At 63.4% G+C, this 24,369-nt stretch carries 20 protein-coding genes, 2 tRNA genes and 1 pseudogene; 11 read left to right on the forward strand and 12 right to left on the reverse strand.

Annotation, left to right across the window (positions count from 1 at the left end):
* The first annotated feature begins 721 nt into the window (after nucleotides 1-721).
* On the forward strand, nucleotides 722-1,171 hold the full coding sequence (locus K728_RS20925; protein WP_156809095.1) for a helicase associated domain-containing protein: 450 nt from the start codon (nucleotides 722-724) through the stop codon (nucleotides 1,169-1,171).
* A gap of 151 nt (nucleotides 1,172-1,322) precedes the next feature.
* On the opposite strand, the gene K728_RS0109815 is transcribed toward K728_RS20925, so the two are convergent.
* Complete coding sequence (locus K728_RS0109815; RefSeq protein ID WP_024476579.1) at nucleotides 1,323-2,054, reverse strand: GntR family transcriptional regulator; 732 nt, start codon at nucleotides 2,052-2,054, stop codon at nucleotides 1,323-1,325.
* 145 nt (nucleotides 2,055-2,199) lie between these two features.
* Between K728_RS0109815 and K728_RS0109820 the strand changes: the two genes are divergently transcribed.
* The 6 genes from K728_RS0109820 (at nucleotide 2,200) to K728_RS0109845 (ending at nucleotide 8,139) form a co-directional block, all read left to right on the forward strand.
* Nucleotides 2,200-3,519, forward strand: a complete 1,320-nt coding sequence (locus tag K728_RS0109820) for an ABC transporter substrate-binding protein (protein WP_019483516.1) — start codon at nucleotides 2,200-2,202, stop codon at nucleotides 3,517-3,519.
* Between the two features lie 138 nt (nucleotides 3,520-3,657).
* Entirely contained in the window at nucleotides 3,658-4,542 is an 885-nt protein-coding gene (locus tag K728_RS0109825) for a carbohydrate ABC transporter permease (RefSeq protein WP_019483517.1), read from the forward strand.
* A 3-nt stretch (nucleotides 4,543-4,545) separates the two neighbouring features.
* Complete coding sequence (locus tag K728_RS0109830; RefSeq protein WP_237742123.1) at nucleotides 4,546-5,412, forward strand: carbohydrate ABC transporter permease; 867 nt, start codon at nucleotides 4,546-4,548, stop codon at nucleotides 5,410-5,412.
* Between the two features lie 223 nt (nucleotides 5,413-5,635).
* Nucleotides 5,636-6,244, forward strand: coding sequence for a glucosamine-6-phosphate deaminase (locus K728_RS19070; RefSeq protein ID WP_019483519.1), 609 nt, complete (start codon nucleotides 5,636-5,638; stop codon nucleotides 6,242-6,244).
* Nucleotides 6,241-7,200, forward strand: a complete 960-nt coding sequence (locus K728_RS0109840) for a hypothetical protein (protein ID WP_019483520.1) — start codon at nucleotides 6,241-6,243, stop codon at nucleotides 7,198-7,200. The genes K728_RS19070 and K728_RS0109840 overlap by 4 nt, the downstream gene beginning before the upstream one ends.
* Nucleotides 7,201-7,233: 33 nt before the next feature.
* Complete coding sequence (locus K728_RS0109845; protein WP_019483521.1) at nucleotides 7,234-8,139, forward strand: endonuclease/exonuclease/phosphatase family protein; 906 nt, start codon at nucleotides 7,234-7,236, stop codon at nucleotides 8,137-8,139.
* A 518-nt stretch (nucleotides 8,140-8,657) separates the two neighbouring features.
* Here K728_RS0109845 and K728_RS0109850 read toward each other — a convergent pair.
* The 5 genes from K728_RS0109850 to K728_RS0109870 form a co-directional block, all read right to left on the reverse strand.
* Nucleotides 8,658-8,731: transfer RNA gene (locus K728_RS0109850), tRNA-Ile, on the reverse strand.
* Between the two features lie 108 nt (nucleotides 8,732-8,839).
* Nucleotides 8,840-10,036 carry a glycosyltransferase gene (locus K728_RS0109855; protein ID WP_019483522.1) on the reverse strand — a complete coding sequence of 399 codons (1,197 nt, stop codon included), beginning with the start codon at nucleotides 10,034-10,036 and terminating at the stop codon, nucleotides 8,840-8,842.
* A 58-nt stretch (nucleotides 10,037-10,094) separates the two neighbouring features.
* Complete coding sequence (locus tag K728_RS0109860; RefSeq protein WP_019483523.1) at nucleotides 10,095-10,988, reverse strand: DMT family transporter; 894 nt, start codon at nucleotides 10,986-10,988, stop codon at nucleotides 10,095-10,097.
* Nucleotides 10,989-11,033: 45 nt separating this feature from the next.
* On the reverse strand, nucleotides 11,034-11,678 hold the full coding sequence (locus K728_RS0109865; RefSeq protein ID WP_019483524.1) for a CDP-alcohol phosphatidyltransferase family protein: 645 nt from the start codon (nucleotides 11,676-11,678) through the stop codon (nucleotides 11,034-11,036).
* Nucleotides 11,679-11,752: 74 nt separating this feature from the next.
* Entirely contained in the window at nucleotides 11,753-12,559 is an 807-nt protein-coding gene (locus K728_RS0109870) for a phage holin family protein (protein WP_019483525.1), read from the reverse strand.
* Nucleotides 12,560-12,907: 348 nt separating this feature from the next.
* On the opposite strand from K728_RS0109870, the gene K728_RS0109875 reads away from it, so the two are divergent.
* Nucleotides 12,908-14,077: a multidrug effflux MFS transporter gene (locus K728_RS0109875; RefSeq protein WP_019483526.1), complete on the forward strand. Its 1,170-nt coding sequence runs from the start codon at nucleotides 12,908-12,910 to the stop codon at nucleotides 14,075-14,077.
* A gap of 35 nt (nucleotides 14,078-14,112) precedes the next feature.
* On the opposite strand, the gene K728_RS0109880 is transcribed toward K728_RS0109875, so the two are convergent.
* The 6 genes and pseudogenes from K728_RS0109880 to K728_RS0109905 all read right to left on the reverse strand — a co-directional run bounded on the left by K728_RS0109880 (nucleotide 14,113) and on the right by K728_RS0109905 (nucleotide 21,751).
* The gene (locus tag K728_RS0109880; RefSeq protein WP_019483527.1) at nucleotides 14,113-15,582 is read right to left on the reverse strand and encodes an SDR family oxidoreductase; all 1,470 of its coding nucleotides are present in this window, start codon (nucleotides 15,580-15,582) and stop codon (nucleotides 14,113-14,115) included.
* An 87-nt stretch (nucleotides 15,583-15,669) separates the two neighbouring features.
* A tRNA-Asn gene (locus K728_RS0109885) sits at nucleotides 15,670-15,745 on the reverse strand.
* Nucleotides 15,746-15,824: 79 nt separating this feature from the next.
* Complete coding sequence (gene dnaG / locus K728_RS0109890) at nucleotides 15,825-17,771, reverse strand: DNA primase (RefSeq protein WP_019483528.1); 1,947 nt, start codon at nucleotides 17,769-17,771, stop codon at nucleotides 15,825-15,827.
* 75 nt (nucleotides 17,772-17,846) lie between these two features.
* A complete protein-coding gene (locus K728_RS0109895) occupies nucleotides 17,847-19,148 on the reverse strand; it encodes a deoxyguanosinetriphosphate triphosphohydrolase (protein WP_019483529.1) in 1,302 nt (433 codons plus the stop codon).
* Nucleotides 19,132-20,318 (reverse strand): annotated as a pseudogene (gene dusB / locus K728_RS19075) (tRNA dihydrouridine synthase DusB). Before dusB ends, K728_RS0109895 begins: the two are co-directional and overlap by 17 nt.
* Before the next feature lie 50 nt (nucleotides 20,319-20,368).
* Nucleotides 20,369-21,751 (reverse strand): YibE/F family protein, encoded by a 1,383-nt coding sequence (locus K728_RS0109905; protein ID WP_024476585.1) that lies wholly within the window; start codon nucleotides 21,749-21,751, stop codon nucleotides 20,369-20,371.
* Between the two features lie 146 nt (nucleotides 21,752-21,897).
* Between K728_RS0109905 and K728_RS0109910 the strand changes: the two genes are divergently transcribed.
* Genes K728_RS0109910 through K728_RS0109920 form a run of 3 tightly spaced genes read left to right on the forward strand, consistent with a single transcriptional unit; the run spans nucleotide 21,898 to nucleotide 24,349 of the window.
* The gene (locus tag K728_RS0109910; protein ID WP_019483532.1) at nucleotides 21,898-22,650 is read left to right on the forward strand and encodes an alpha/beta hydrolase; all 753 of its coding nucleotides are present in this window, start codon (nucleotides 21,898-21,900) and stop codon (nucleotides 22,648-22,650) included.
* Nucleotides 22,651-22,679: 29 nt separating this feature from the next.
* The gene (locus K728_RS0109915) at nucleotides 22,680-23,513 is read left to right on the forward strand and encodes a DUF1295 domain-containing protein (protein ID WP_337459709.1); all 834 of its coding nucleotides are present in this window, start codon (nucleotides 22,680-22,682) and stop codon (nucleotides 23,511-23,513) included.
* Nucleotides 23,510-24,349 carry a lysophospholipid acyltransferase family protein gene (locus K728_RS0109920; RefSeq protein WP_019483534.1) on the forward strand — a complete coding sequence of 280 codons (840 nt, stop codon included), beginning with the start codon at nucleotides 23,510-23,512 and terminating at the stop codon, nucleotides 24,347-24,349. The genes K728_RS0109915 and K728_RS0109920 overlap by 4 nt, the downstream gene beginning before the upstream one ends.
* Nucleotides 24,350-24,369 lie beyond the last annotated feature (20 nt).

A 24,369-nucleotide genomic window follows, 5' to 3' on the forward strand; every position in this document is an offset into this window, starting at 1 on the left:
GAGCCGATCCCGCTCTTTTTGACTCAGGAGCGCCTCGAAAGAGTAGAAGTCGCCGTCGGCATAGGGAAGGTTGTTTACATCGATGACTGGCTTGCTCATGCGGGTGTCCTTTGCGTCGTCCAGCGGTTCTTTCGCTCTATGTTACCCACGAGTAACTTCCTTGCCAATCATCTGGAGCGCGGAACGACAAAGTCCCCGGAACAGAAGCGTTCCGGGGACTTTGAAAGGGGGTAGGGCTGCTGGGGCTTAAACCCAGGACAAAGGGATTAGCAACTCCGGTCTTTCGTTGGTTTCCGGTGCATTCGATCCCCCGCAATTCCCAGCAATAGCGCCAGTCGAGTGATTCCAACTGATCATTATCTTTCGCCCTTGCTCGTTGTTTCCGGTGGGTAAGCGGTGGGCTAAGCGCCACCGGGCGTGCGGCCGACCCGCATGAGTGTGGCGAGCCTATTGAGAAGCGCCAAGATCTTCCCTGGACGATTGACGATCGCAGGATTATCGTCGTGGCGGTTTTGCAGTCCTGGTTACTTTGCAGTCCTGGTTACAAGGTGTGCAGATGTGGAATGAGGACAACATGCGCAGAATCTCGTCAGCGGCCAACGCCAAGGTGTATAGCGGCGGTGTGGCCGAAGATGGTTTCTTGCGTGCTCTCCCAGAGGCAAGAACGGTGCGAGCCGTTCCTGGCAGCAAGGGAAAGAGCACATTTTCGACGGGTCGAACCTTGCCGAACTCGACTGTGGCCGCGCCGTGGTGCTGGCCTCCGGTGGTCTCCAAAGACCCCATCGAACGGCGTCTCACCGTCTGGGTCGCGGGCCAGCGCAAGCAGATCCTTAATGGTTCCATCAGCAATGATCGGCGGGAACTGCTGCAAGCTGCATTCGGAGACTGGGTAGGGCTCCCACCTCCGGCGCCAGAGACCAGCATGTGGGACCGGCGCCTGACCGAGGTGGCGGACGTGTTCGCTAATGAGGGCCACCCACCTCGATTCAGGAGAGGCGACGACCGGCACGAGAACACCCTGGCAACCTGGCTGGTCACCCAGCGCGGCCTCCACCGCCGCGGCAACCTGGCTGGTCACCCAGCGCGGCCTCCACGCACCGGCACCCTGGATCCGACTCGGCAGGCACGCCTGGATGAGCAACTCCCCGGATGGGTTGCTGGCTGGCGGTAGTTGAACCAACGTAAGGTCAGCAACCCACCTCAACGGGCAAAAATGACGAGACAGACAGCTCGGCATGTCACTCCATATAGATCGTCTCACTTACCACAGCCCGGCGAGTGGGAGCCGACTGGATGGCTATTCTCAGCTGTCTGGTGCTACGTCAGTGCCGGGTGCGCGCGAAAAATTGAAATCGGTCACCACGGAATACTGATCGGGTCCATTCGACTGGAACGCCGCTGGCGTTCAGACCGCGCCGTTGAATCAGCAGCAAGGGAGCGCCCATTTCGATAGCGAGAAGGCGAGCTTCGAGCGGACCGGCAATCGTGGTCATGACGGAGTCTTCCGCCTCGGTAATTTCGATACCGTAACGGGTGCTGAGAACGGCATACAGGGACCCCTTTTCAGTGAGGTGTTGTTGCAGATCGGGAAGCAATCCAGGCAGGTACGCTGCCTCGTGGGCCAGCGGTTCGCCATTGATGAAACGTACCCGTTCGATGCGCGTGAGTTTCGTTTCGAGAGGGACACGCAGCCGTGCAGCGAGTTGCTCGTCGGCGAGCACAGGCTCGGTCCCGAGGATGTTGGATGCGCTTTTGAGGTGCTGCGCCTCGGCATCTTCGGTGAATGACGTGAGCTGGCGGATGTAGGCGGGATGCGGCGGCGCCACAAATGTCCCCTTGCCTTGGGTGCGGTTGAGTATGCCCTCGGCCACGAGCTCGGAAATGGCCTGCCGGACAGTGGTCCGCGATGTCGCGTACCGGGCGGCAAGGGAGCGCTCTGTCGGCAAGGGCGCCCCTGGGCCGGCCACGAGCGCGAGGCGGCGCAGGTCCTCCTTCACCTGGTAGTACTTCGGCGCGGCGTAGTACTTCGGCGCGGCGAAGGCCGGAACGGTCATGGAGCAATAATACCGCCGATAGTACCGCCGATACCCAGCGGAAATTGGTCTAGGCCAATCTATTGACTTCGAAATTGGTCTAGTCCAAACTCGGGGAAGGGCCGCTGCTGGCTCGGATGTTTCGGGCGGAAAAGGAGTATCACTGATGATTACTAACAAGAGGAGCAACCGCAGTGGGGCGGCCGTAGCCACCGGCATTGCGATTGCCATGGCGCTGTCAGGCTGCTCCGGAGGCGGCGAACCTGAAGCGGGCGACGGAACCCTTGAGGTGTGGGCACACTCCGGCCAGGCTTCCGAAGCAGAGGCCCTGCAAACCCTCGTCGATGAGTTCAACTCTTCCAATGAAGAGCTGACCGTCGAACTAACCCTCATTCCCGAGGCTGACTACACGCAGACAATCCAGGCCACGTCAGCAGATGAACTGCCGGACATCATAGAAATGGACGCCCCGACAATGGCGGCGTTTGTCTACGACCGCAAACTTGTTCCCCTTGACGGCGTAGTCTCCCAGGAAACGCTGGACAACAGGATCTCCGGCGTGGCGGAGAGCGGCACCTACAACGACGAGACCTATGCCGTGGGCATGTTCGACGTCGGACTGGGCATGTGGGGCAACCGGACCCTTCTGGAGGAAGCCGACGTCGAAATCCCGACCACCGCTGAAGAAGCCTGGACTGCGGAGGAATTCAGTGGGATTCTCGAGACACTCTCGGAGGCGAACCCCTCCGGCGCGGCACTGGATCTGGGTGAAGCAAACGGTTTCGCCGCTGAGTGGGGAACCTTCACCAGCACCCCGCACATCTGGTCGGCCGGCGGAACGCTCATCAAAGACGGAAAAGCTGACGGCGTGATCAACAGCCCCGCCAATGTCGATGCCTTGGAAGAGTGGGCTTCCTGGAAGCCGTACACCGACCCGAACACGGACGGCAGCGCACTTCAGTCTGAGCGCGTAGCCCTGAGCGTGACCGGAAACTGGGCCTACCCGGCCCTGAGCGAGGCACTCGGTGAGGATCTGGTGCTAATGCCGCTGCCCGAGTTCGGTCTGGGAACCAAATCCGGCCACGGCTCCTGGCAGTGGGGCGTAACCCCGACGGCAGACCCTGCGGAGGCCGGCCAGTTCATCGACTTCCTGATGACTGACGAAAGCATTCTCACAATGACTGAAGCCAACGCCGCTATCCCCGGCAGCACCACGGCCCTTGAACAGAGCGAACTCTACGGCGAAGGCGGCGAGCTGGAACTCTTCGCCACAGCCCTGGCCAGCGCCTGCGGTTCCGAGAACGTCACCGAGGAATGCATCGCGGTTGCCCGTCCGGTAACCCCCGGCTACCCGACGGTCACCAGCTCCTTCGGAAGTGCCCTCCTCGCCATCTGGGGCGGCGGCGACGTCCAAGAGGAACTCGACTCGGCAGCCAGTGCCATCGATTCCGACTTCTCGAGCAACAACGGCTACCAAGAGGACTAAAAGGCCATCAGGGTGGGGCTGCCATGGCAGCCCCACCCTCATAGCGAGGAGAGCGTTATGGCCCAATCAACCGGCCTTGTAACTCCGGCAGGTACTGCTGTTGAGCGACGCCAGAAGACGAGAAGAACCGGGAGCCGTGTGGCAGGCCCCCTGATGGCCGCCCCGGCGGTTCTGCTGCTGATCCTCTTTCTTGCCATTCCTTTTCTGTCGGCGATCTTCTTCTCCCTGCACAGCGTGCGGCTGGGAGACCCCCGCCCACCGAACTTTGTCGCTATCGACCAGTACGTGCAGATTTTCACCGAACCCACGGTTTCCCGCGAGTTCTTCAGCGCACTGCTGCACAACTTCCTCTTTGCTGCTGTGGTGGTTCCGGTTCAAACCGGACTGGCACTCGCGCTGGCCATGCTGGTAAGCAAGCACATTCCGGGTATCGGCCTCTTCCGGTCCCTCTACTTCCTGCCAGTCGTGTTTCCAATTGCACTCGTTGCCATCATCTGGCGCCTGATCCTCTCCCGCGGCGACCAGGGTCTACTCAACCAGGCACTGAACTTCTTCTCGGTCGGAAACTTCGGCAACCAGGACTGGCTCGGATCCGAATTCACCGCCCTGGCCTCCGTGATCGTGCTCTCGATCTGGCAGGGCGCCGGATTCCAGATGGTCATCCTCCTGGCGGGACTGCAGCAGGTGCCGGGCGACCTGTACGAGGCTGCCGAACTGGACCGCGCCAACCCCTGGCAGAAGTTCCTGCACGTGACTCTCCCCGGAATCCGCACCACACTGGTTTTCGTAGCCCTCTATACGACCATCCTTTCCCTGCGGGTCTTCGACCAGATCTATGTCCTGGCCAAAGGCGGCGGCGGTCTCAACGAAGACGCCGCCCGGACGGTCATGTACGAGGCCGTCACCGCCGCCTTCGACGAAAATAACATCGGGCGCGCAAGCGCGATCTCCGTCGTGTTCTTCGTGATCGTGGTCATCCTGTCCCTTATTCAGCGACGCGCTACCCGCGAGCGGGAGGACTAAGCCATGACAACGGTTCGCACATCTCAAAAAATGAGCCGACGACAGCGGCAAGCACTTCTTCCCCGGTATCTCACCCTGCTCATCACCGGGGCACTATTCCTCGCCCCAGTTGCCTACATGGTGGCGGCGTCTCTGGCACCGGCCGAGGACACCCTGTCCGGCTTTGAAGTCTTCGATGTCTCCCAGTGGGGACTGCACAACTACGCTGGCGTGGCCAGCAGCCTGTCCTCCGACAGCACAGGGCATCTGTACCAGTTCTTCCTGGTCTCATTCACGGTGACAGTCTCCGTCGTCGGACTGGGCCTGCTGGTGAACTCAATGGCAGCGTACGCGCTATCCCGCCTGTCCTGGCGCGGCAGGGACCTAACCCTGCTCGGCATTCTGCTCCTGCTGGTGGTTCCCTTCGAAGCCGTTGCGGTGCCCATGTTCTACCTCTACAACGACGCACGGAACACCCTGTGGATCCAGATCGCACCCTTCGTCGGCAACGCGCTCTCCATCTTCCTGTTCTACTCGTTCTTCTCCGGGATACCCAAGAGCATCGACGAGGCCGCACGGATGGACGGTGCCGGACCCTTGCGCATCTTCTTTCGAATCATTGCGCCGATGAGCAAGCCGGCATACGCATCCGTTGCCATCCTGACTTTTCTGGCGCAGTGGGGCATGTTCCTGTGGCCGGTGCTGATGATCTCGGATCCGAGCCTGCGGCCGCTGCCGCTCCAGATCAGCGTGTTCGCCGGCCAGCTTCCGCCTGCCTGGGGCCAGGTCCTGGCCTTTGGAGTGCTCCTGGTGATTCCCGTGATAATCGTCTTCCTGCTGTTCCAGCGCTGGTTCATCGAAGGCGTGGCCAGCTCGGCCGTCAAGGGCTGAGCCCTACCCACCCGGCAGGCACACACCATCAGAAAGGACTGGCCTTGGACGTCCTGGTTTTGGCTGATCCGTCGGCGATCGGATCCCATGCCGCTGATCTCGTAGCCCGTCGGATGACGGACAAGCCTGACACGGTCCTCGGGATAGCAACCAGTTCATCGCCGCTGGTACCTACCGGGCACTCTCCCGAAGGCGCACGCAGGCCAAGGTCACGCTCGAGAGGGTGCGCTGCTTCGCTCTGGACGAATACGTGGGCCTACCTGACGGGCACCCGGCGAGCTATGCCGGCGTCGTCGTTGAAGAGGTGACCGGGCCTTTGGGATTGAACCCCGAGAACGTATACACCTCCGACGGGAGCGCCGCGGATCTCCAGCAGGCCTGCCTGGACTATGAGAACGCTCTTACCTCCGCCGGAGGTGTGGATCTCCAGATTCCGGGAATTGGCACGAATGGGCACATCGGCTTCAACGAACCGATGTCTTCCCTGGCCTCCCGCACACAAAATAAGGCTCTGTCTGAACAGACACGCAAGGACAACGCGTGGTTCTTTCGTGAGGGCGAGAGCGTACCCTCGCGCTGCATCACCCAAGGGCTGGGCACCATCATGGACGCGCGGCAGATAGTTTCCGTAGCACAGGGAAAATCGAAAGCCGAGACACTCGCAGCCGCGGTAGACGGCCCGGTCAGCAGCATGCGACCGGCGTCCCTCCTTCAATTCCATCCCGACGCACCGGTGGTGCTGGATGAAGTTGCCGCATCACGGATGGCGTTCACGGACTACTACCGGTCCGGCGCCTCGGCAAAGCCGCTCCTCATCGGGAAGGCACCGTGACATTCCGGCTGCCGGATCACTGGGTATGGGACAGCTGGCTCGCTGACGACGGGGAGAACTATCACCTGTTCTTCCTCCGTGCGAGCAGGGCGCTGATCGATCCTGACAGACGCCACCACGGAGCGTCTATCGGGCACGCAGTCTCCGCTGACCTGGAGGAATGGACTCTCCTTCCGGACGCACTCACCGCCGCCGGCGCACCCGCATGGGATGACCTCGCCACGTGGACCGGCTGCACCGTCCGTGGCACGGACGGCACCTGGCATCTGTTCTACACAGGCGTCAGCCGCGCCGAGAATGGGCTACAGCAGAGGATCGGGTCCGCCGTATCCGATGACCTCGTAACCTGGACGCGGTCCGAAATGCCTGCCCTCGAAGCCGACCAGCGCTGGTACGAAAAGCTGGGTGAGGGCACCTGGCCTGATGAAGCGTGGCGGGACCCTTTCGTCTTCTTTGACGAGGACACGCAATTGTGGCAAATGGTGATCACAGCCCGCAACCGAACCGGTAATCCCGACCAGCGCGGCGTCGTCGGGCACGCAGTGAGCCCAAACCTCACGCACTGGGATACGCGCCCGCCACTGTCTTCCCCGGCCGGTTTCGGCGAGATGGAAGTAATTCAGTCACGACAGGTTGACGGCGAGACCGTTCTGATTTTCTCCTGCCTCCCCGACAAGGCGCCGGGCATTCCGTTTGAAACTTCAAGCACCGGCACGTGGATTGCGTGTGGGGAGAGCCTGCTCGGACCGTGGGACCTGACGGGAAGCTCCAGCTTCTTTCTGCCGGGACTCTACGCGGTGCAGCTCTACAGGAAGCGCGACGGAGAGTGGGTTGTCTTCGGCTTCCAAAACAGCGTGGACGGCCGTTTCGTTGGGGAGATTGGGAGCCCTGTTCCCCTCACGGAAGTTCTGGCCGGACGAACCCTCTTTCCGTACACCCCGACTACCGACGGATAACCTGCACCACCACCACTAAAGGAGAACAGCACTATGTTCAAACAATTGATGGCAGCCGGCTCGGCAGCCGCACTCATAGTCGGCGGCACCATGCTCGGTGCCGCACCCGCCCTTGCCTCACCCGCAAAGGCCGGCGACAAAACCACCGACGTGACCGTGATGTCTTTCAACATCCACTACGGGGCTGACGGTGACAATAATTTCGACCTCGAACGCGCAGCATCCGTGATCGAAGTTTCGGGTGCGGAAATCATTGGTCTGCAGGAAGTGGACAACCATTGGGGAGCGCGCAGCGAATTCTTGGACGAGGCTTCATGGCTTGCGGAACGGCTCGACATGCACGTCGTCTACGGAGCTAACCTCGACGAACCACCGCTGCCCGGCGATGTGGACAACCGCCAGTACGGCACAGCCATCCTCAGCGAATACCCCATCATCTCCTCCACGAACCACCTCCTGACGAACATCGAGTACGAAGAACGACCCACCGAACAACGCGGATTGCTCGAAGCCGTGGTGAACATCCGTGGGGCCCACCTTTCCTTCTACAACACCCACCTGGACTTCCAGCGGGAAGAGCAGCGGGCGCTGCAAGTTAAGGAAATAATCGATATCACCGGCAGCAATGATCGGCCGGCGGTCATCGTCGGGGACCTCAACGCGACGCCGGACGCACCGGAGCTGCAGCCCCTATTCTCAGTATTCACTGACAGCTTTGCCGCACTCGGGCAGAACGAGGACTACACCTTCGCTCCGGATCTAGAAGGGCTTCCCGGAAGCGGGTCAGTGGAGAACCCCACCCTGCGCATCGACTACATCCTGACCGCACGCGGGGCCACTGCGACGTCCGCGGAGGTCATCAAGACCACAGCATCGGATCACCTGCCTATCATCGCCGAACTTTCGGTGACGAAGTCGCCCAACGGCTTGGTGAAGTAGCTGCAACAAGAGATGAAATCGGGACAGTACAGAGGGCCGGAAGTAGTCCTGGCAGTCGACGTCGGCGGGGCCACAGTCAAGGGCTCGGTCTTCGTTGACGGGGTCGAAAAAACCTCCGAACACGCTGTCCCAACGTTCGAAGAGTCCTCCGGCGCCTTGTCGACGCGGTCCTCGCGGCGCTATCAGCACTTGCGGGGGCCGCTCGTGCGCTGGGCCACGAACCGACCGCCATTGGAGCAGGCAGACCCGGACTCGTGGACACAAGCGCGGGTCTGGCCCACCCTTCGCGGTGGAAATGCTCCTAAGGCGGCAGCTGGGCCGTCTGGAGGCCAACCCCTGGTTCACCCGGAAACACTACGTGCAGAAGACCCATGTACCGGCCTGACAACACCGTTCCGCTCGCAGCGTTTGGTCAGCGCCTGGATTGAATTCGGTGGGTTTCCGGTGGATGCCTACCTCAGACTCCCAATGCAAAGAGCCCCTGATCCGCGTTTCCGCAGGCCAAGGGCTCTCTTTAGTAGGGCTGCTGGGGCTTGAACCCAGGACAAACGGATTATGAGTCCGCTGCTCTAACCAGCTGAGCTACAGCCCCGCGAAGTGATCGCCGAAGCGACTATGTCAGTCTAACGACACCGAAGTATTCTAACGACCCCGCAGCATTTGCCGAACTCGCCCCTGGCGGCACCCGGCCGGTGGCCTGTCAGACCGCCTCGGATTCCAGCAACTCGCCGTAGTACAGGCCCTCAAACGTCGCAAGTGTGGCCGTGAGCGAGTGAACATCGACCATCGAACGGCTAGCCTTGCCCATCCGGTCCTGGTCAGCGGGTGGCAGGCTGAGGATTTGGGTGATCCGATCGGCAAGCTCGGTGCTGTCGTGCGGCGTGAACAAGTAGCCGTTGACCCCGTGGTCCACGAGGTGGGGAAGAGCCATGGCGTTGGCGAGCAGCACGGGGGTGGAAGCGGACATCGCCTCCAGCGTCACCAGCGATTGCAGCTCGGCCGTTCCAGGCTGGCAGAACAGTGCCGCACGGAGATAAGCCTGCCGCAGCTCCTCATCGGTGATCAGTCCGCGGAAGCTGACCCGTCCACCAAGACCTAGCCGGGCGACCTGTGCCTGGAGTGCGGCTTTCACCTCGCCGCCACCCACAATCTCAAGGTGGACGTTGAGCCCTGGAGGAGTCTTGGCGACGGCGTCAATCAGGACATCAACGTGTTTCTCTTCGGCGAGTCGACCGACAAAGAGCACCGTCGGGTGGTCCCGGGGTTCCAGCGTCTCCCCGGGCTGCAATTCGTAGGCGGCTGAGTCGATGCCATTGGAGAGGGGGACCACCTTCCGAAGGAACGCATGCTCGTGCATGGCCTTGGCGGCCAACGGGGTCGGCGTGGTGACCACAGCTGCCTTGCCCATGACCTTGCCCATGTCCCGCCAGGAGTTCTTGGCAACAATTTTCTTGAACCACTCCGGGAAGGGCAGGAACGGGTTGAGATTTTCGGGCATGAAGTGGTTGGTGGCAACCACCCGGATTCCGCGCCTCACGGCCTCATAGAGGGTGTACTCCCCCACCATGTAGTGGCACTGAATGTGCACGACGTCAGGCTGCACCCGATCAAAAAGCATGCTGATGTCGCGTTTGATCTCCCAGGGAAGGCAGATTCGCCAGTAGTCATGGGTGGGAACCGCATGGGATTTCAGCCGGTGCACGGGCCATTCGCCGTCGGCTTCGGTGAAGCTCTTGCCATTCTTGGTGCTGGGAGCCAGGACGTGAACCTCATGCCCGCGGGAGTGCATTCCCTTTGCCAGCCGGTAGCCGAACTGCGCTGCCCCATTGATGTTGGGCGGGTAGGTTTCTGCTGCGATCAGAATGGTCAATGGCAATTTCTCGGCCGGGTGGCTCACTGTGGGTTTCCTCTGTGGGTAACTGGCGGATCCGGCGGCTGGACAGAATGGGCCTCAGCTAACGCCGTCGTCGTACTTCCTTCTGGCGTTGCACCACATCTGGGTGATGCCGGGACAACGCGATGACCCCCACAATAGCAACCAACGCGGCCATTCCCATGGCAATTGCGATGACCGATTCCACGTCGGGTTCCAGCTCGCCCAGGATGACAATGCCGATGGCGATACCAACGATCGGGTCAATCACTGTCAAGCCGGCGATCACGAGGTCCGGCGGACCCGTGGCATAGGCGCTCTGCACGAACCACGAACCAAGGCCGGCAGCGACAGCAATCGCCACCAGGGTGTAGGGCGGCACATTCAGCAGGAACCGCCCATTGGAGTCCAAAAGGTGGGTAGCGATAATTTTGGTGAGTACCGCGACGAAACCAAACAACACCCCCGCCCCCAGAATGTAGGCGAAGGCGCCCAGCCGGCGACGGAACATGACCGCGAGGGAACCGAACACCGAAACCGCGACTGCCAACAGGAGCACCGTGACTAGTTCCTGCTCCGGCAACACCTCATGGTCTTTGCGGGTCACGTTGACGGCGAGCAGGACGAACAGCGCGCTTCCGCTCACGCAGGCAGCAATGGCGACGACGGTGGCCCGGTTGATCCGGATGCCCTGATCCTTCGAATTGACGACCGTGGTGATCACCAGCGCGATGGCACCGATCGGTTGCACCACTGTGAGGCTTGCCAGGCTGAGGGCGACCACGTTCAGTGCCATCCCGATACCCAGGAGGATCAGGCCAAGTACCCAGCGCGGGTTGCGGAGGAGCCGTACGAACCCCTTGGAGTTCAGGGACAGGCCGCCGGTATTGGACCTGACGGCGCTGCCTTGGCGTTGCGCGCCAACGGCGAGGAAGCAGGCACCGATGAGAGCCAGGAGAATGGCTAACCAGACCATGCGCCGCCCTTCGGGCACCGGGGGCGGTGATGGGAAAGGGGACGGCTAGGGAGCATCAACGGCCCCGGGCTGGGCCGATCCGTTGGGCCTGCCGTCCGAGCGGTACAACCGGTGCGCAGCAGTGAAGTACCCGTAGAACGCAAGAAGGTGGCCGATGCAGCCCAACAGCAGCAGGACGTGCGCGGTGACGAACAGCCACGGCTGATCAAAGCCCGGCACGCGGTGCAGCAGGAGCATCGGCGAGCCGATCAGCAACAGGGCGGTGCGGATCTTCCCAATATTGGTGACCGGTAGGTGCAGCGGACCGCGGAAGAGGATGAGCGCGTTGACGATGAGGATGGCGTCCGGAATGACGATGGCCCACACCAGCCATGCGGGGGCAATACCATCCACCACAAAGACCACCGCAATGACGATCAGAGCCGTCCGGTCCGCGATCGGATCCAGCCATTTGCCGACGACCGACACCTGGTTGAACCGGCGAGCGATATACCCGTCGATCCAGTCGGTGGAGCCAAGGACCACGAGGGTGATGACGGCCAGGGCGTCCTCGTTTTGCACAATGAGGAACACGAACAACGGAACCCCGAGGAACCGAATGACCGTGATGATATTGGGCAGCGTCCAGAAGGTCGCCAGAACGTCGTTTTCGCGTCCTGGTCTGGCACCGGCCCCAATGAGTCTGATCACTATTCCCTCCCCCCACCATTATGCAGGGAGAGCGGGCCCGCCCGGACCTGTGCCCCGGATCGGGCGAGGGTCTGCTAGCGGGAAACCAGTTTCCGCACCATGACGATAATGGCGGTCACCGAGCCTGCGACCACGGAGAGGGGCTTCCACCGATCGGCCAGGGTGACCTTGTGTGGGTGCTCGCGGGGTGCGGCCGGCGTGCGCGGGGGCACCACGGACCTGGCTTGCTCGGCGAGCCGGTTGGCGCCGGTCTTCGCCGATGTTTTGGCCTGGTTCCAGCGTGATTTGAAGTCGAGTTCGCGGCCCAGATCGTCGCGGAGGTCGGCAAGGTGGTCGCGTCGGGTACCTGAGCGGCGGCGCAATTCGCCGTACGACGGCGTCGGCTCCTTGGGCTTGGCGTCGTCGGCCTCGTCCTTGGGCTTTTCTTCCTTGGGCTTCTTGACATCAAGGGTTGCCGGATCGAAGCTGCGACCCTCGCGAAGGACACCGATGTCGTAGCGGATGCCGCGGATGGCTTCCTCCGGCAGCAGGGGCAGCGCCTTCTTGAACCGGGACACACCGATCAGCGCGGTGATAGCGATGATGATGAGGAATACACCGGCAACCAGCAACGCCGCCAGCCAGCCATCCATGATGGTGGCCAGTCCGAGGATCGCTGCGGCGATGAGCGCGACGGCGAGGAAGGCCAGGAAGACGACCGCCACCACGAGGAACGCTGCTGCGATCCCCGCCTTGATGCCTTTCTGCTTCATCTGCTCCAGCGCCATGGTGACTTCGTCACCGAACTGGCGCGGTGTGAGCCTTCCCAATAGCTTGATCAGTCCGAAGACTGACGGCTTGCTCGAAGTCCCTGTGCCACGTGTGCTAGCGGAACTATCCATAGCTCTGCCTCCATCCCTCGTCTAACAGGTCGCGTGAGCGTACCTGCAAGCTGCGTAAACCTTTTCCTAAAATTACCATTGAGTGGCTAAAGCCGAATCTGTGTAAGCCTACTTCAATAGCAAGCAGACTTAGTGCCTTCCGTTTGCCAAGGCAACCTAAGATGGAACTGACGACAGCGTGGTGCGTTGTCCCTCCCCCTTTTCAGACGAGAATCAGCGCGCCCTCGCACAAACATCTATTCGAGGCCCACGGGCCACCCGTGACGCAAGGGTAAACCCTTGGTCGGATAGGCACCAGTGAGCACAGTAATCCACCCCGGCGCTTCACTTTCCCGACGACAAAAGCTGATGTACGTAGTGATCCTCGGGTCCCTGACCGCGCTGGGCCCCTTCACCATCGACCTTTATCTTCCGGCGTTCCCGTCGTTGCAGAGCGACCTCGGCGTCACCGAAGCTGCGGTCCAGTTGACGCTCACCGGCACCATCGTTGGATTCGCCGTCGGCCAGTTGATCGTCGGCCCGCTCAGCGACAAGGTGGGACGCCGGCTTCCCCTGATTCTCGCCACCAGCGTCCACATCCTGGCCTCGCTTGGAGCGGCCATGGCTACCGACATCACCACGTTGATGGTGTTTCGTGTCCTGCAGGGCGTGGGTGCTGCTGGCGGTGGCGTGGTGGCAATGGCGATGCTCAGGGACCTGTTCAGCGGGTATCCGTTGGTCAGGATGCTCTCCTACATGGCATTGGTCAATGGGCTCGCTCCCATTTTCGCGCCGGTTATCGGATCGCAACTGCTGCTCGTCATGCCGTGGCCGGGCATCTTCTGGTTCCTGGCCGGCTACGGGCTGCTGGTCATCCTTGCGGTGTCGGTGTTCCTGGTTGAAACCCTCCCCGCGGATCGGCGCGGCAGCTCAGGTGCAACCGCCCTGCAACGCTACCGGGCGGTTCTTACCGACCGGATTTTCATCGGCGTTCTGCTGGTGGGCGGGATGAACTTCTCCGGCCTGTTTTCCTACCTTTCAGCGTCTCCCTTCCTCTTCCAGGGCACCTACAACTTCAGCGAGCAGCAGTATGGGCTGCTGTTTGCGGTGAATTCGCTGGGCATTGTGGCGGGGGTGCAGATCAGTGCACGGGTGATCCGCCGGATCGGCCCCCAGTGGGTGATGGTCTATTCCACCGCGTCGATGCTGCTGATGTCCCTGCTCATCATCCTGTTCGCACAGCTGGGGCTCGGATTGTGGGGGATCATGGTGCCGCTCTGGTTCTACATCATGTCGGCCGGGTTCACGTTCCCCTGTGTCCAGGTGCTGGCGTTGGCCAACCACGGCGCCCAGGCTGGCACTGCGGCGTCGCTGCTGGGCGCTGTCACCTTCGGTCTGGCCGGGGCGATTTCACCGGTCGTCGGACTTCTCGGGGTTTCCGCTACCAGCATGGGCGGCGTGATGGCTGTCTGCATCGGCGCCGGAGTGGTGTTCCTGTGGACTGTCGTCAGGCCGCGGACCGTCCCGCCCCTGGGCTAGACAGGGGTGGGACGGGATAAGAGTTCCGGTCGGGTTTAGCTGCGCTCAGCTTTGCTGGAAATGTTGCGGGCCATCGACTTGAAGATGGTCCCGTGGAAGGGCAGCACGCCCAACCAGTACAACCGACCGGGGAGCCCCTTCGGGAAGAACACCGCACGCTGGGTGTACTCGCTGCCGGTGCCGTCGGGGCGCACAGACAATTCCAGCCAGGCGCGGCCGGGTAGTTTCATTTCGGCGCGCAAGCGCAGGCGCTCGCCGCGGACGATTTCCTCGACCCGCCAGAAGTCCAGTGCGTCGCCGGTGAGCAGCTGGTCGGTGTGGCGGCGGCCCCGGCGGAGTCCCACGCCGCCCACCAGCTTGTCCATCCACCCTCGCGCGGCCCACGCGACGGGAAGCGAATACCAGCCGTTGTCCCCGCCGATTCCCTCGATGACCTTCCAGAGCCGCTCCGGGGAGGCTTTGGACTTGTAGACCTGCACATCGGTGAAGACGGTGTGCCCAGCCCATTCCGGGTCGGTGGGCAGCGGATCGGCCGCACTGTCGACCCGGGAGGCTCCCGCCCAGCTGGTCTCCACCTCTCCGCCCCGTTCCTTGCCCAGCGCCAGATCGACGGCCGTGCGGTAGTCAGTCAAGCCGCCGTCGGGCACCGGAATGTAGTTGTCGATGTCGTGTTCCGCGGTGATCGCATCATGCTGGAGCGACTCGATGAGTGGCATCGCCATCACGCGCGGAATGGGAGTGACCAAATTAACCCAGTGGCCAGCCAACCGGGGTGTCAGCACCGGCAGCGCCAGAATCTTGCGCCGCCGCAGACCTGCCTCGACTGCATACTGGTTCATCATCTCGGCGTAGGAGAGGACGTTCCGGGACCCGATGTCGAAGGTCCGGTTCAGATCAGGGGGCAGCGTCAGCGCACCGATCAGGTAATGAAGGACGTCGCGAACGGCGATGGGCTCAATCCGGTTCAGCACCCACTTAGGGGCGGGCATCACCGGCAGGACATCGGAGAGGTGCCTGATCATTTCGAACGACGCCGAGCCGGATCCGATCACCACACCTGCCTGGTACGCGATGGTTGGCGTTCCGGATTCGAGGAGGATACGGCCCACCTCCTCACGGGAGCGCATGTGGGTGGATAGTTCGACATCCGCCGGGTGCAGTCCACCCAGATAGACCATCCGCACGACGCCGGCCGCGGTCGCCGCGCTCGAGACCATCGAGGCGATCTTCGACTCCTTGGTCTCGAAGCCCTTGCCCATTCCCATCGAGTGCACCAGGTAGTACAGGGTGTCGACTCCAGCGCAGGCTTCCCTGAGTGACCCCTCATCTTCGAGGTCGCCCTCCACTACCTCCACCGAGGAACTCCAGGGGACGTCCTTGAGTTTCTGTGGTGACCGGACCAGCACACGGACCGTGTGTCCTTCGGCGACGAGACGGGACACCAGACGGCCGCCGATGTAGCCGGTAGCGCCGGTGACTAAGATCAGTTTGCTGTCTTGTTCCATTGCTTCAGAATACGCTTCGTGCGACGTTGTGCGTGACAAAAAGAAAACCCCTTCCCGCCAGCACGAAGCTGGTGGGAAGGGGTTTGGTGGCTCCTCCGACTGGACTTGAACCAGTAACCCTTCGATTAACAGTCGAATGCTCTGCCAATTGAGCTACGGAGGAAAGCAGCAGATACAACTTTACATACCAAGTGCGGGTAAGTGAAATTGGCTTGTTTCACCCAGCGGATCCCGGTGGAACCTCAGTCGGAGCGAAGCTGGCGACGGCGCATTTCCAGTTCCAGCAGGTCCCGCTGCAGCTGGACGTACTGTTCGGGGTCGGCGGCGGCGTCGACCCGCTGCAGCTTTCCCTGCATCTCGGCCTTGAGCCGGGTGATGCGCAGCTCGTAGAGCCGGTTCACGATATCCCTGCTGTAGAGGGCGAGGGCATCCTCGGCCTTCGACGGCAGCGGCGTGACGGCCAGCTCCGTGACCAGGCCGCGCAGCACCTCAGGGACCTCCTGCCGGACCCGTTCCACCCACTGCGCCGGCTCCACCCCAGCGGCACCCGCGGCCTGCACAGCGTCCTTCAGTGCCGCGTAGACGGGCACTGAGAACCCCGACTCGGCGAACCGCTCCCAGTGCGTCGGCTCGAGAAGGTTCGGGTACTGCAGGACCACCTCGAGGACCTCGCGTTCCATCCTGCCAATCGGGTCCTTCGGATCCGGCCGGGGGAACTGCTCGACGTCGCCACCTGACTCTGCGCCAGCCGACCCATCGGCTGCACCCTGAGCCGACGACGACGCAGCGTGCTCCCGCGATGCGCTCCCGGATCCGCTGCCGGTACCGCCCGCTACCCCGGTACCCTTCCTGGCTGCGGTCGCCACCGCCCGGGCCACCTGGTCCTCTCCCACGAACTGCATTCCCAGCCAGCGGGACAGCTCCCGGGTGTAAATGGACCGCAGCGACACATCCCGGATCCTGGCGACGATCGGCGCCGCGTGCCGCAGCGCGTTGACTTGGCCTTCGCCGGTGGACAGATCGTAGTTGCCGAAGGAGGCCTTGATGGCGAATTCGAAGAGTGGCCTGCGGGAGGAGATCAGGCCGCGGACGGCGTCGTCGCCCTTGGTCTGGCGGAGCTCGCATGGATCGGCGCCGCTGGCCTCCACCGCCACATAGGTCTGCGCGACGAACCGCTGATCCTCCTCAAAGGCGCGGAGGGCCGCCTTCTGGCCGGCCGCGTCACCGTCGAAGGTGAAGATCACCTCGCCACCGGATCCATCGTCGGAGAGAAGCCGGCGGGCAATCTTGATGTGATCGGCGCCGAAGGCGGTGCCGCAGGTGGCGACTGCGGTGCCGACCCCGGCGAGGTGGCACGCCATCACATCGGTGTACCCCTCGACGACCACGAGCTGACGCGATTTGGCGATCTCCCGTTTGGCGAGGTCGATGCCGTAGAGCACCTGGGATTTGCGGTAGAGCGAGGTCTCGGGGGTGTTGAGGTATTTGGGCCCCTGGTCCTCCTCGTACAGTTTCCGGGCGCCGAACCCGACGGTGTCTCCGGTGATGTCGCGGATGGGCCAGATCAGCCGGCCGCGGAACCGGTCATAGATCCGTTGGGCGTTGTTGGCGGAGACGCTGAACATGCCGGTGAGCTTGAGCTCGTCCTGGGTGAAGCCTTTGCCGGTGAGATGGGTCAGGAGGCCGTCCCAGCCCTGCGGCGCGTAGCCCACCCCGAATTGTTCGGCGGCGGCCCGGTCGAACCCGCGTTCCTGCAGGAACCGCCGTCCTGCGGCCGCGCCCTGGGTGAGGAGTTGTTCGCGGTAGAACTCGGCGGCGATCTTGTGGGCGTCGAGCATGCGCTGGCGCCTGCCAATGTCCTCGCGGCGGGGCCCGGTTCCACCGTCCTCATAGCGAAGTTCGAAACCAATCCGCGAGGCTAGCTTTTCGACGGTCTCGGAGAACGAGGTGTGGTCCATCTTCTGGACGAAGGAGATGACATCCCCGCCCTCGCCACAGCCGAAGCAGTGGTAGGAGCCCATCTGGGGGCGGACGTGGAACGACGGCGACCGCTCGTCGTGGAACGGGCAGAGGCCTTTGTAGGATCCAACACCGGCAGACTTGAGCGTGACGTAGCCGTCGACGATCTCCTTGATGTCAGTGCGTTGGCGTACCTCATCGATGTCTTCGCGTTTGATGAGTCCGGCCATGAAAACAGTCTATGCGTCACCGGTGCTGTGAGGTTCCGCGGGGCTCAGCTGTGCAGGAGGAGTCAGCCCTCGCGTCTACCAGAGGGACGGTACCGGTCCGACGACCCGTCGGTGGAGGGACAGCGCCGACGCATCGGTGAGTGAGGCCACCTGGTCGATCACCACCCGAAGCCGCGCGTCGTCGTCGGGCGCGTCCTGCCAGTCGGCGGCAAAGGTGGGTTCGAGGAACCTGTCCCCCGCCGCAGCCATCTGCGCCACCAGGGAACTGAGCACCTCGCGCTGCCGTTCGTAGACGGGTTGGCGCCGTTCAGAGGTCATGACGAAGGTGGTGGCGAGGCCCTTCATGACCGCGATTTCGAGTTCGGTCTCCTCGGGTACCACCATTTTCGCGTGGTACCGGGTGAGGGGGGCGTGGCCGTAGATGGCCCGCGTGGCGGCCAGCGCGCTGAGGCAGAACCGGCCGATGAGCTGGCTGGTCATGTTTTTCAGCGCCGCCATCGAGCGTCTGCTGCCGTCCGCGTCACGGACCCACACATCGGTGGCTTCAAGCCGTGTCAGGGCGGCGTCGATGGCAGCCGGGTCGCTGTGCGGGAGGTACCACTGCTGGGTGTAGCCGACCACCCGGGCGCGCGTGTCCGAGCTGTCCAGCTGTTTGAGCTGGAAATGTCCGGCAACGATCGCGTCTTCGACGTCGTGCACCGAATAGGAAATATCGTCGGCAAGGTCCATGACTTGCGCTTCCAGGCAGGACTGGCCGGCGGGCGCACCGTCGCGAAGCCAGGTGAAGACCGGCAGGTCGTCCTCGTATGCGCCGAACTTTGAGGTGCGCTGCCCCTGGAGTACCGGCGCATTGGCAGCGGTCCACGGATACTTCGACGCCGCGTCGAGGCTGGCGCGGGTGAGGTTAAGGCCAGCTGGGGTGCCGTCCGCCCGGATGACCTTCGGTTCCAGCCGGGTCAGCAGCCGCAGGGTCTGGGCGTTACCTTCGAATCCGCCGACCGAGTGGGCGAGGTCGTTCAGCGTCGATTCGCCGTTGTGGCCGAACGGCGGGTGGCCGAGGTCGTGGGCCAGGCAGGCGGCGTCGACGATATCCGGGTCGCAGCCGAGCGCCCGGCCCAGCTCGCGGCCCACCTGCGCCACTTCGAGGCTGTGGGTGAGGCGGGTGCGCACGAAGTCGTCGGTGTCCGGGGCGACCACCTGGGTTTTGGCGCCAAGGCGCCGCAACGCCGAGGAGTGCAGGACCCGGGCACGGTCACGCTCGAAATGGGACCGGTGGGTGCTCTTGGCGGGCTCGTCCACCCACCGCTGCATGTCGGCGTCGGTGTACCCGGCCGTGACTGGCGCATGCGGGAAACTCGGTTCAGCCACCTGAAACATCCACTTCCGCGGCGGAAATGTCCGCCTGCTGTGCATCGTTGAGGGCGCGGGAATTCAGCCAGTCCTGGGGTAGGGAGGTCTTCTTGGGGCTGCCGGCACGCCCGCGCGGACCCTCGGCGTCGGCGCCCGGGTACGGTGACTCGGCGTCGAGCTCGGCCAGCAGCCCACGCAGCACCTCAAGGGTGGGGACGGCGGCCAGTTTGGCGCGCAGTTCTCCGCCGACCACGTAGCCCTTGAAGTACCAGGCCATGTGCTTGCGGATGTCCCGCAGCGCCATCATCTCGTTGCCGAAGGTGTCGACCAGGAGCTCGGCGTGGCGGTAGACGGTGTCGGCCACCTGGCCGAGGCCGGGCTGATGCCGGGTGCTGTCTCCCTCGAAGGCGTTCATCAGGTCGCCGAACAGCCAGGGCCTGCCCTGGCAACCGCGCCCGATGACGACGCCGTCGACGCCGGTCTGGCGGACCATGCGGATGGCGTCCTCGGCCGACCAGATGTCGCCGTTGCCCAGCACCGGAATGTCCGGCAGGGCTTCGCGGAGCTCGGCGATGGCATCCCAATCGGCTTTGCCGGAGTAGAACTGGGACGCGGTGCGCCCGTGCAGGGCAACCGCGGCGACTCCGCTGTCGCGGGCAATTTTGCCTGCTTCGCGGAAGGTCAGATGATCCTCGTCGATCCCCTTGCGCATCTTGATGGTGAGAGGGATCTCACCCTTCGACGCTTCACGGACCGCGGTCTGCACGATGCCGGTAAACAGGTCAAGCTTCCACGGCAGTGCGGCGCCGCCACCCTTCCGGGTGACCTTGGGTACCGGGCAGCCGAAGTTGAGGTCGATGTGATCGGCGCGATCCTCCTCGACGAGGATCCTGATGGCGGCGCCCACCGTGACCGGGTCGACGCCGTAGAGCTGGACCGAGCGGACCGCTTCGTCGTCGTCGTGCGAAATGATCCGCAGGGACTCGGGGTTGCGCTCCACCAGGGCACGGGACGTCACCATCTCGGAGACATACAGGCCGCCGCCGNGCCGTATTCGCGGCACAGGCGGCGGAACGCGGTATTGGTGATACCGGCCATCGGCGCGAGGACCACCGGGGTCTTCACGGTAATGTTGCCGAGCTGCAGCGGGGGCAGGTCCAGTCGGGTGTCGGCGGGCAGAGTTGATACAACAGTCACGTGTCTATTGTCGCAAGCTGAGGCAAATCGGGAAGCGCAACAGCCCCTCGCTATTCACCCCCGCGTGCATCACGGTCCCGCCGCGACCGTCGGGTCTCGACGTCGCCGCCCTCCGGAGCGACACTCACGAGGTCACCGCCGGGCAGACTGGATGCGCTTCCGGCGGACACCCCGCCCGATACCTGACCGGCGCCGGCGGCCACGGTGTGCTGACGGATACCCACCGCCTTGACCACCACCACCGCGATCAGGGTAGTGGCGGGGATGGCCAGCACCAGGCCGATCGAGCCCACGAGGGTGCGCACCACCTCCTCGGCGAGCTCTCCGCTGGTGAGGTTTTCCAGCAACGTGCGGTCATACAGCGAGACCAGGATCAGCAGCGGCAGTGCGGCACCAGCATAGGCGAAGGCGATGGTGTAGACCGTGGAGGCGATGTGGTCGCGCCCAATCCGCATGGCGCCGGAGAACAGCCTCCGGGACGACGTGTTGGGGGCCAGCTCGTAGAGTTCCCACACCGCTGACGACTGCGTGATGGTCACATCGTTGAGAACGCCCAGCCCGGAAATGATCAGGCCGCACATAATGATTCCGGAGATCGACACCTCCCCCGAGGAGTTGACCAGGGCGTAGGCATTTTCGTCGCCCACCCCGAAGAGGTAGATGGATTCGGTCGCCCAGGCCGCCAGCAGGGCAGTGATAGAGAGCCCGAACAGGGTGCCAAGCAGCGCCGTTGAGGTCCTCGCGGAGAAGCCGTGGGCGAAGTACAGCACCCCGATCATGATCACCACCGACCCCACCAGGGCCAGCAGCAGCGGAGGCTTCCCCTCCACCAGACCCGGCAGGATGAACTGTCCCAACACCACCAGGGCACCGACCAGGCCGATCATTGCCCGCAGCCCCCGCCACCGCGCAACCGCAACGACAACCACGGCGTAGAGGACGGCGAGCCACATCATCGGCACCGTCCTGACGAAGTCCATGAAAATGTAGGGGGCGCTGCCTCCCTGGATCACTCCGTCCAGGTTCAGGTATCGGATTTTGTCCCCGGCCTCGACCGCGCCAGCGCGGGCCAGCTCGGGGGTGACCTCCACCGGAACGAGGGCGCCACCGGCGTCGGGCGCCGTGTAGGCGACCTGGCACTGCAGCGCCTCCCCGCCCGCATCGACGGTGGGCTGGGACGAGGGGCAGTCTTCTTCCGAGACCCGTTCTACCTGGCCGACGTCGATGGAAACGCCGTCGGCGGTGGCATAGGGATTGGAGATGGTGACGCTGCTGCGGTCGCCGCTGGGCCACAGCAACATCATGCCGATCACTGTCAGGACACCGATCGGAACCAGGATGGTGGCGAGCAACAGATTTGCGCGTTTCCGTGCGCCAATCGTTGCAGGGCTTGGCTCCGAATTGCCTGTGTCATGAGTGTGGCTGTGGCCCACGAGGTTCCTAGCTGTCCTTGATGAGGTTCAACGCACTGGTTCGGTGCTCTACGGAATTCTACGCGGGGACAAAACGGTCCCGGACCGCGACATAAGCTAGACCCAAGGTTTGGAACAACACCCCGCGGCAAATGGAAAAAGGGCAGATGAAAGAACGGTTTAGTGAATCGGATGAGGTTCCCACCGGAACCGTTGCGCATGCGCCAGTGGTGACTGTTCGAAAGGCGACAGGCCCGGTGAAGGGTGTGGTCCTGGTGCTCCACGGCGGCCGGGCGAACAGCTTCGAACCGGTCCGTGCCCGACACCTGAGTCCGGTGCGGATGGTTCCCTTCGCCGCGCTGGTCCACAGCCGCGGCAAGGATCACGGCCTGGCAGTGTGGTCCCTCCGCAATAGCGTCAGGGGGTGGAACGGTCAGGAAATGTCGCCGTTGCATGATGCCCGCTGGGCGCTGGCCGCGATCCGTGACCGGCATCCGGGAGTCCCCGTCTATCTGGTCGGGCATTCGATGGGTGGCCTGGTTGCCCTCTGTGTGGCCGACGACCCCGAGGTCCGCGCGGTCGCGTCCCTGGCTCCCTGGCTGAGCGAGACCACCCCCGCCGATCCCGTCGCCGGCAAGCGCGTCCTGATCCTGCACGGCGACTCGGACCGGTGGACATCCCACCGGCAGTCCCTCCGCTATGCGCACCGTGCCCGTTCACTGGCGACGGACCTGCACTACGTCACGGTCCGCAGCGCTGGGCATTTCATGGTCAAAAAAGCACGGCTCTGGCACGAACTCACTGCCTCCTTCGTCCTGAAGTCCTTCACCGAGGACACCGGAGCCGCCATCCATCCGGACGGCACCCTGCCCGCCCGCGATCTATTGGTCGGCGACCAGCCCCTCTCCATCACCGTCTAACGGACTGCCCCCTACCACCCTGAAGGTGAATGATGCCCGAATTCCCGTTTCTCAGCTTCCTCGGCGGCTTCGGCTGGGCGGCGCTCGGCGTCGTCGTGCTCCTCGCTGCCACCTTCGCGATGGCCCAGGTGCAGAAGCGCCACTCGGTGATCGACACGGCGTGGGGACTGGGGTTTGTGGTGATCGCGGCGATCACGTTCGTCACCTCTGCCCAGACTTCGGTGGACGCAGCCGGCGACGACGCCCGCCGCTGGCTGCTGTTGCTCCTCACCGCTGCGTGGGGGCTGAGGCTGGCCGGATTCATCGGGTGGCGGGCCCGCGACGGCGCCGAGGACCCACGGTACGAGGACATGCTCAGCAAGGCGCCGGGCTCCCGCAACATTTATGCCCTGCGAAAGATTTACCTGACGCAGGGTGTGGTGATGCTCTTCGTGTCGCTGCCCCTTCAGGTAGGAATGTACGCCACCGGCCCCCTGGGCTGGCTGGCCTGGGTCGGCGCTGTGATCTGGCTGGTCGGGTTCTACTTCGAATCAAGCGGGGACTACCAGATGGCCGCATTCCGGAACAATCCGGCGAACAAGGGCAAGGTGATGGACCGGGGCCTGTGGCGCTATACCCGGCACCCCAACTATTTCGGTGACGCAGCCGTCTGGGTGGGCCTGTTCCTGGTATCGGCTGATTCCTGGCCCGGAGTGCTCACCATCCTCTCCCCCGCCCTGATGATCTGGACCCTTTCCAACAAGACAGGCAAGCCCCTGACGGAGAAGCGGCTCAGCACCCGCCCCGGCTACCGCGAATACATCGAGAACACCAGCGGATTCTTCCCGCTGCCACCCAAACCCGGACGAGGTGCATCATCATGAGTCGACTCACTGAGAAAATCGGGCGCTGGCAGCCCCAGCCCAATGACCGTTTCTATCGCATGATCGTGCACACCGGACAGGCGCTCCGGTTTGTGTTCCGCATTCGGGTCATTGTGTCCGGTCAGGAGAACCTCCTGCCTGCGGGTCCGCTGAACGGCCGGTCACGGCGTCCGGTCCCGGGCCAGGGAGCGGTGGTGGCGATCACCCATTTCGGGTACCTCGATTTTGCGTTCGCCGAACTGGTGCTGTGGCGGCATGCCCGCGCCCAGATGCGGTTCCTCGTCACCAAGGGTGCGGCGGCACACTGGTTCGCCGGACCGGCGATCAGAGCGGCAGGGCACGTGGTCGTTGACCGCAGCGCGGGCAGCGCCGCCTATCAGGGTGCGTTGGAGAAGCTGAAGGCCGGCGAGTATGTGGCAATCCTGCCCGAGGCCGGAGTGAGCCGCAGCTACACCGTCCGTGAACTGAAAACCGATGCGGTCCGCCTGGCAGCAGAGGCTGGTGTGCCGATCCTTCCGATGTCCGTGTGGGGGTCTCACCGGTTCATGAGCCGCGGCCACAAGCTGTCCCTCAAAGCAATCTTCAGGGCACCCGTGCGGGTCCACATCAGTCCGCCGATCTGGCACGGGGCGGATGCCGACGTCGTCAAGGAGACCGAGCAGTTGCGGGCCGAACTGCAGGACGGCATTGACCGCGGTATCGCCAACTTCCCGCTGGTCCCCGAACCCGGCGCGTGGTGGCATCCCGCTCCCCTGGGCGGCGGCGCCATGACCGAGGAGGAACGCATCGCGGCCGACGCCCACGACAAGGCCACCGGGCGGCACGAGCGTCAGTAGCCGAATGAGATAAGGCGGGC

The sequence above is a fragment of the Arthrobacter sp. CAL618 genome (genome assembly GCF_000468215.1).
GTDB lineage: Bacteria > Actinomycetota > Actinomycetes > Actinomycetales > Micrococcaceae > Arthrobacter_D.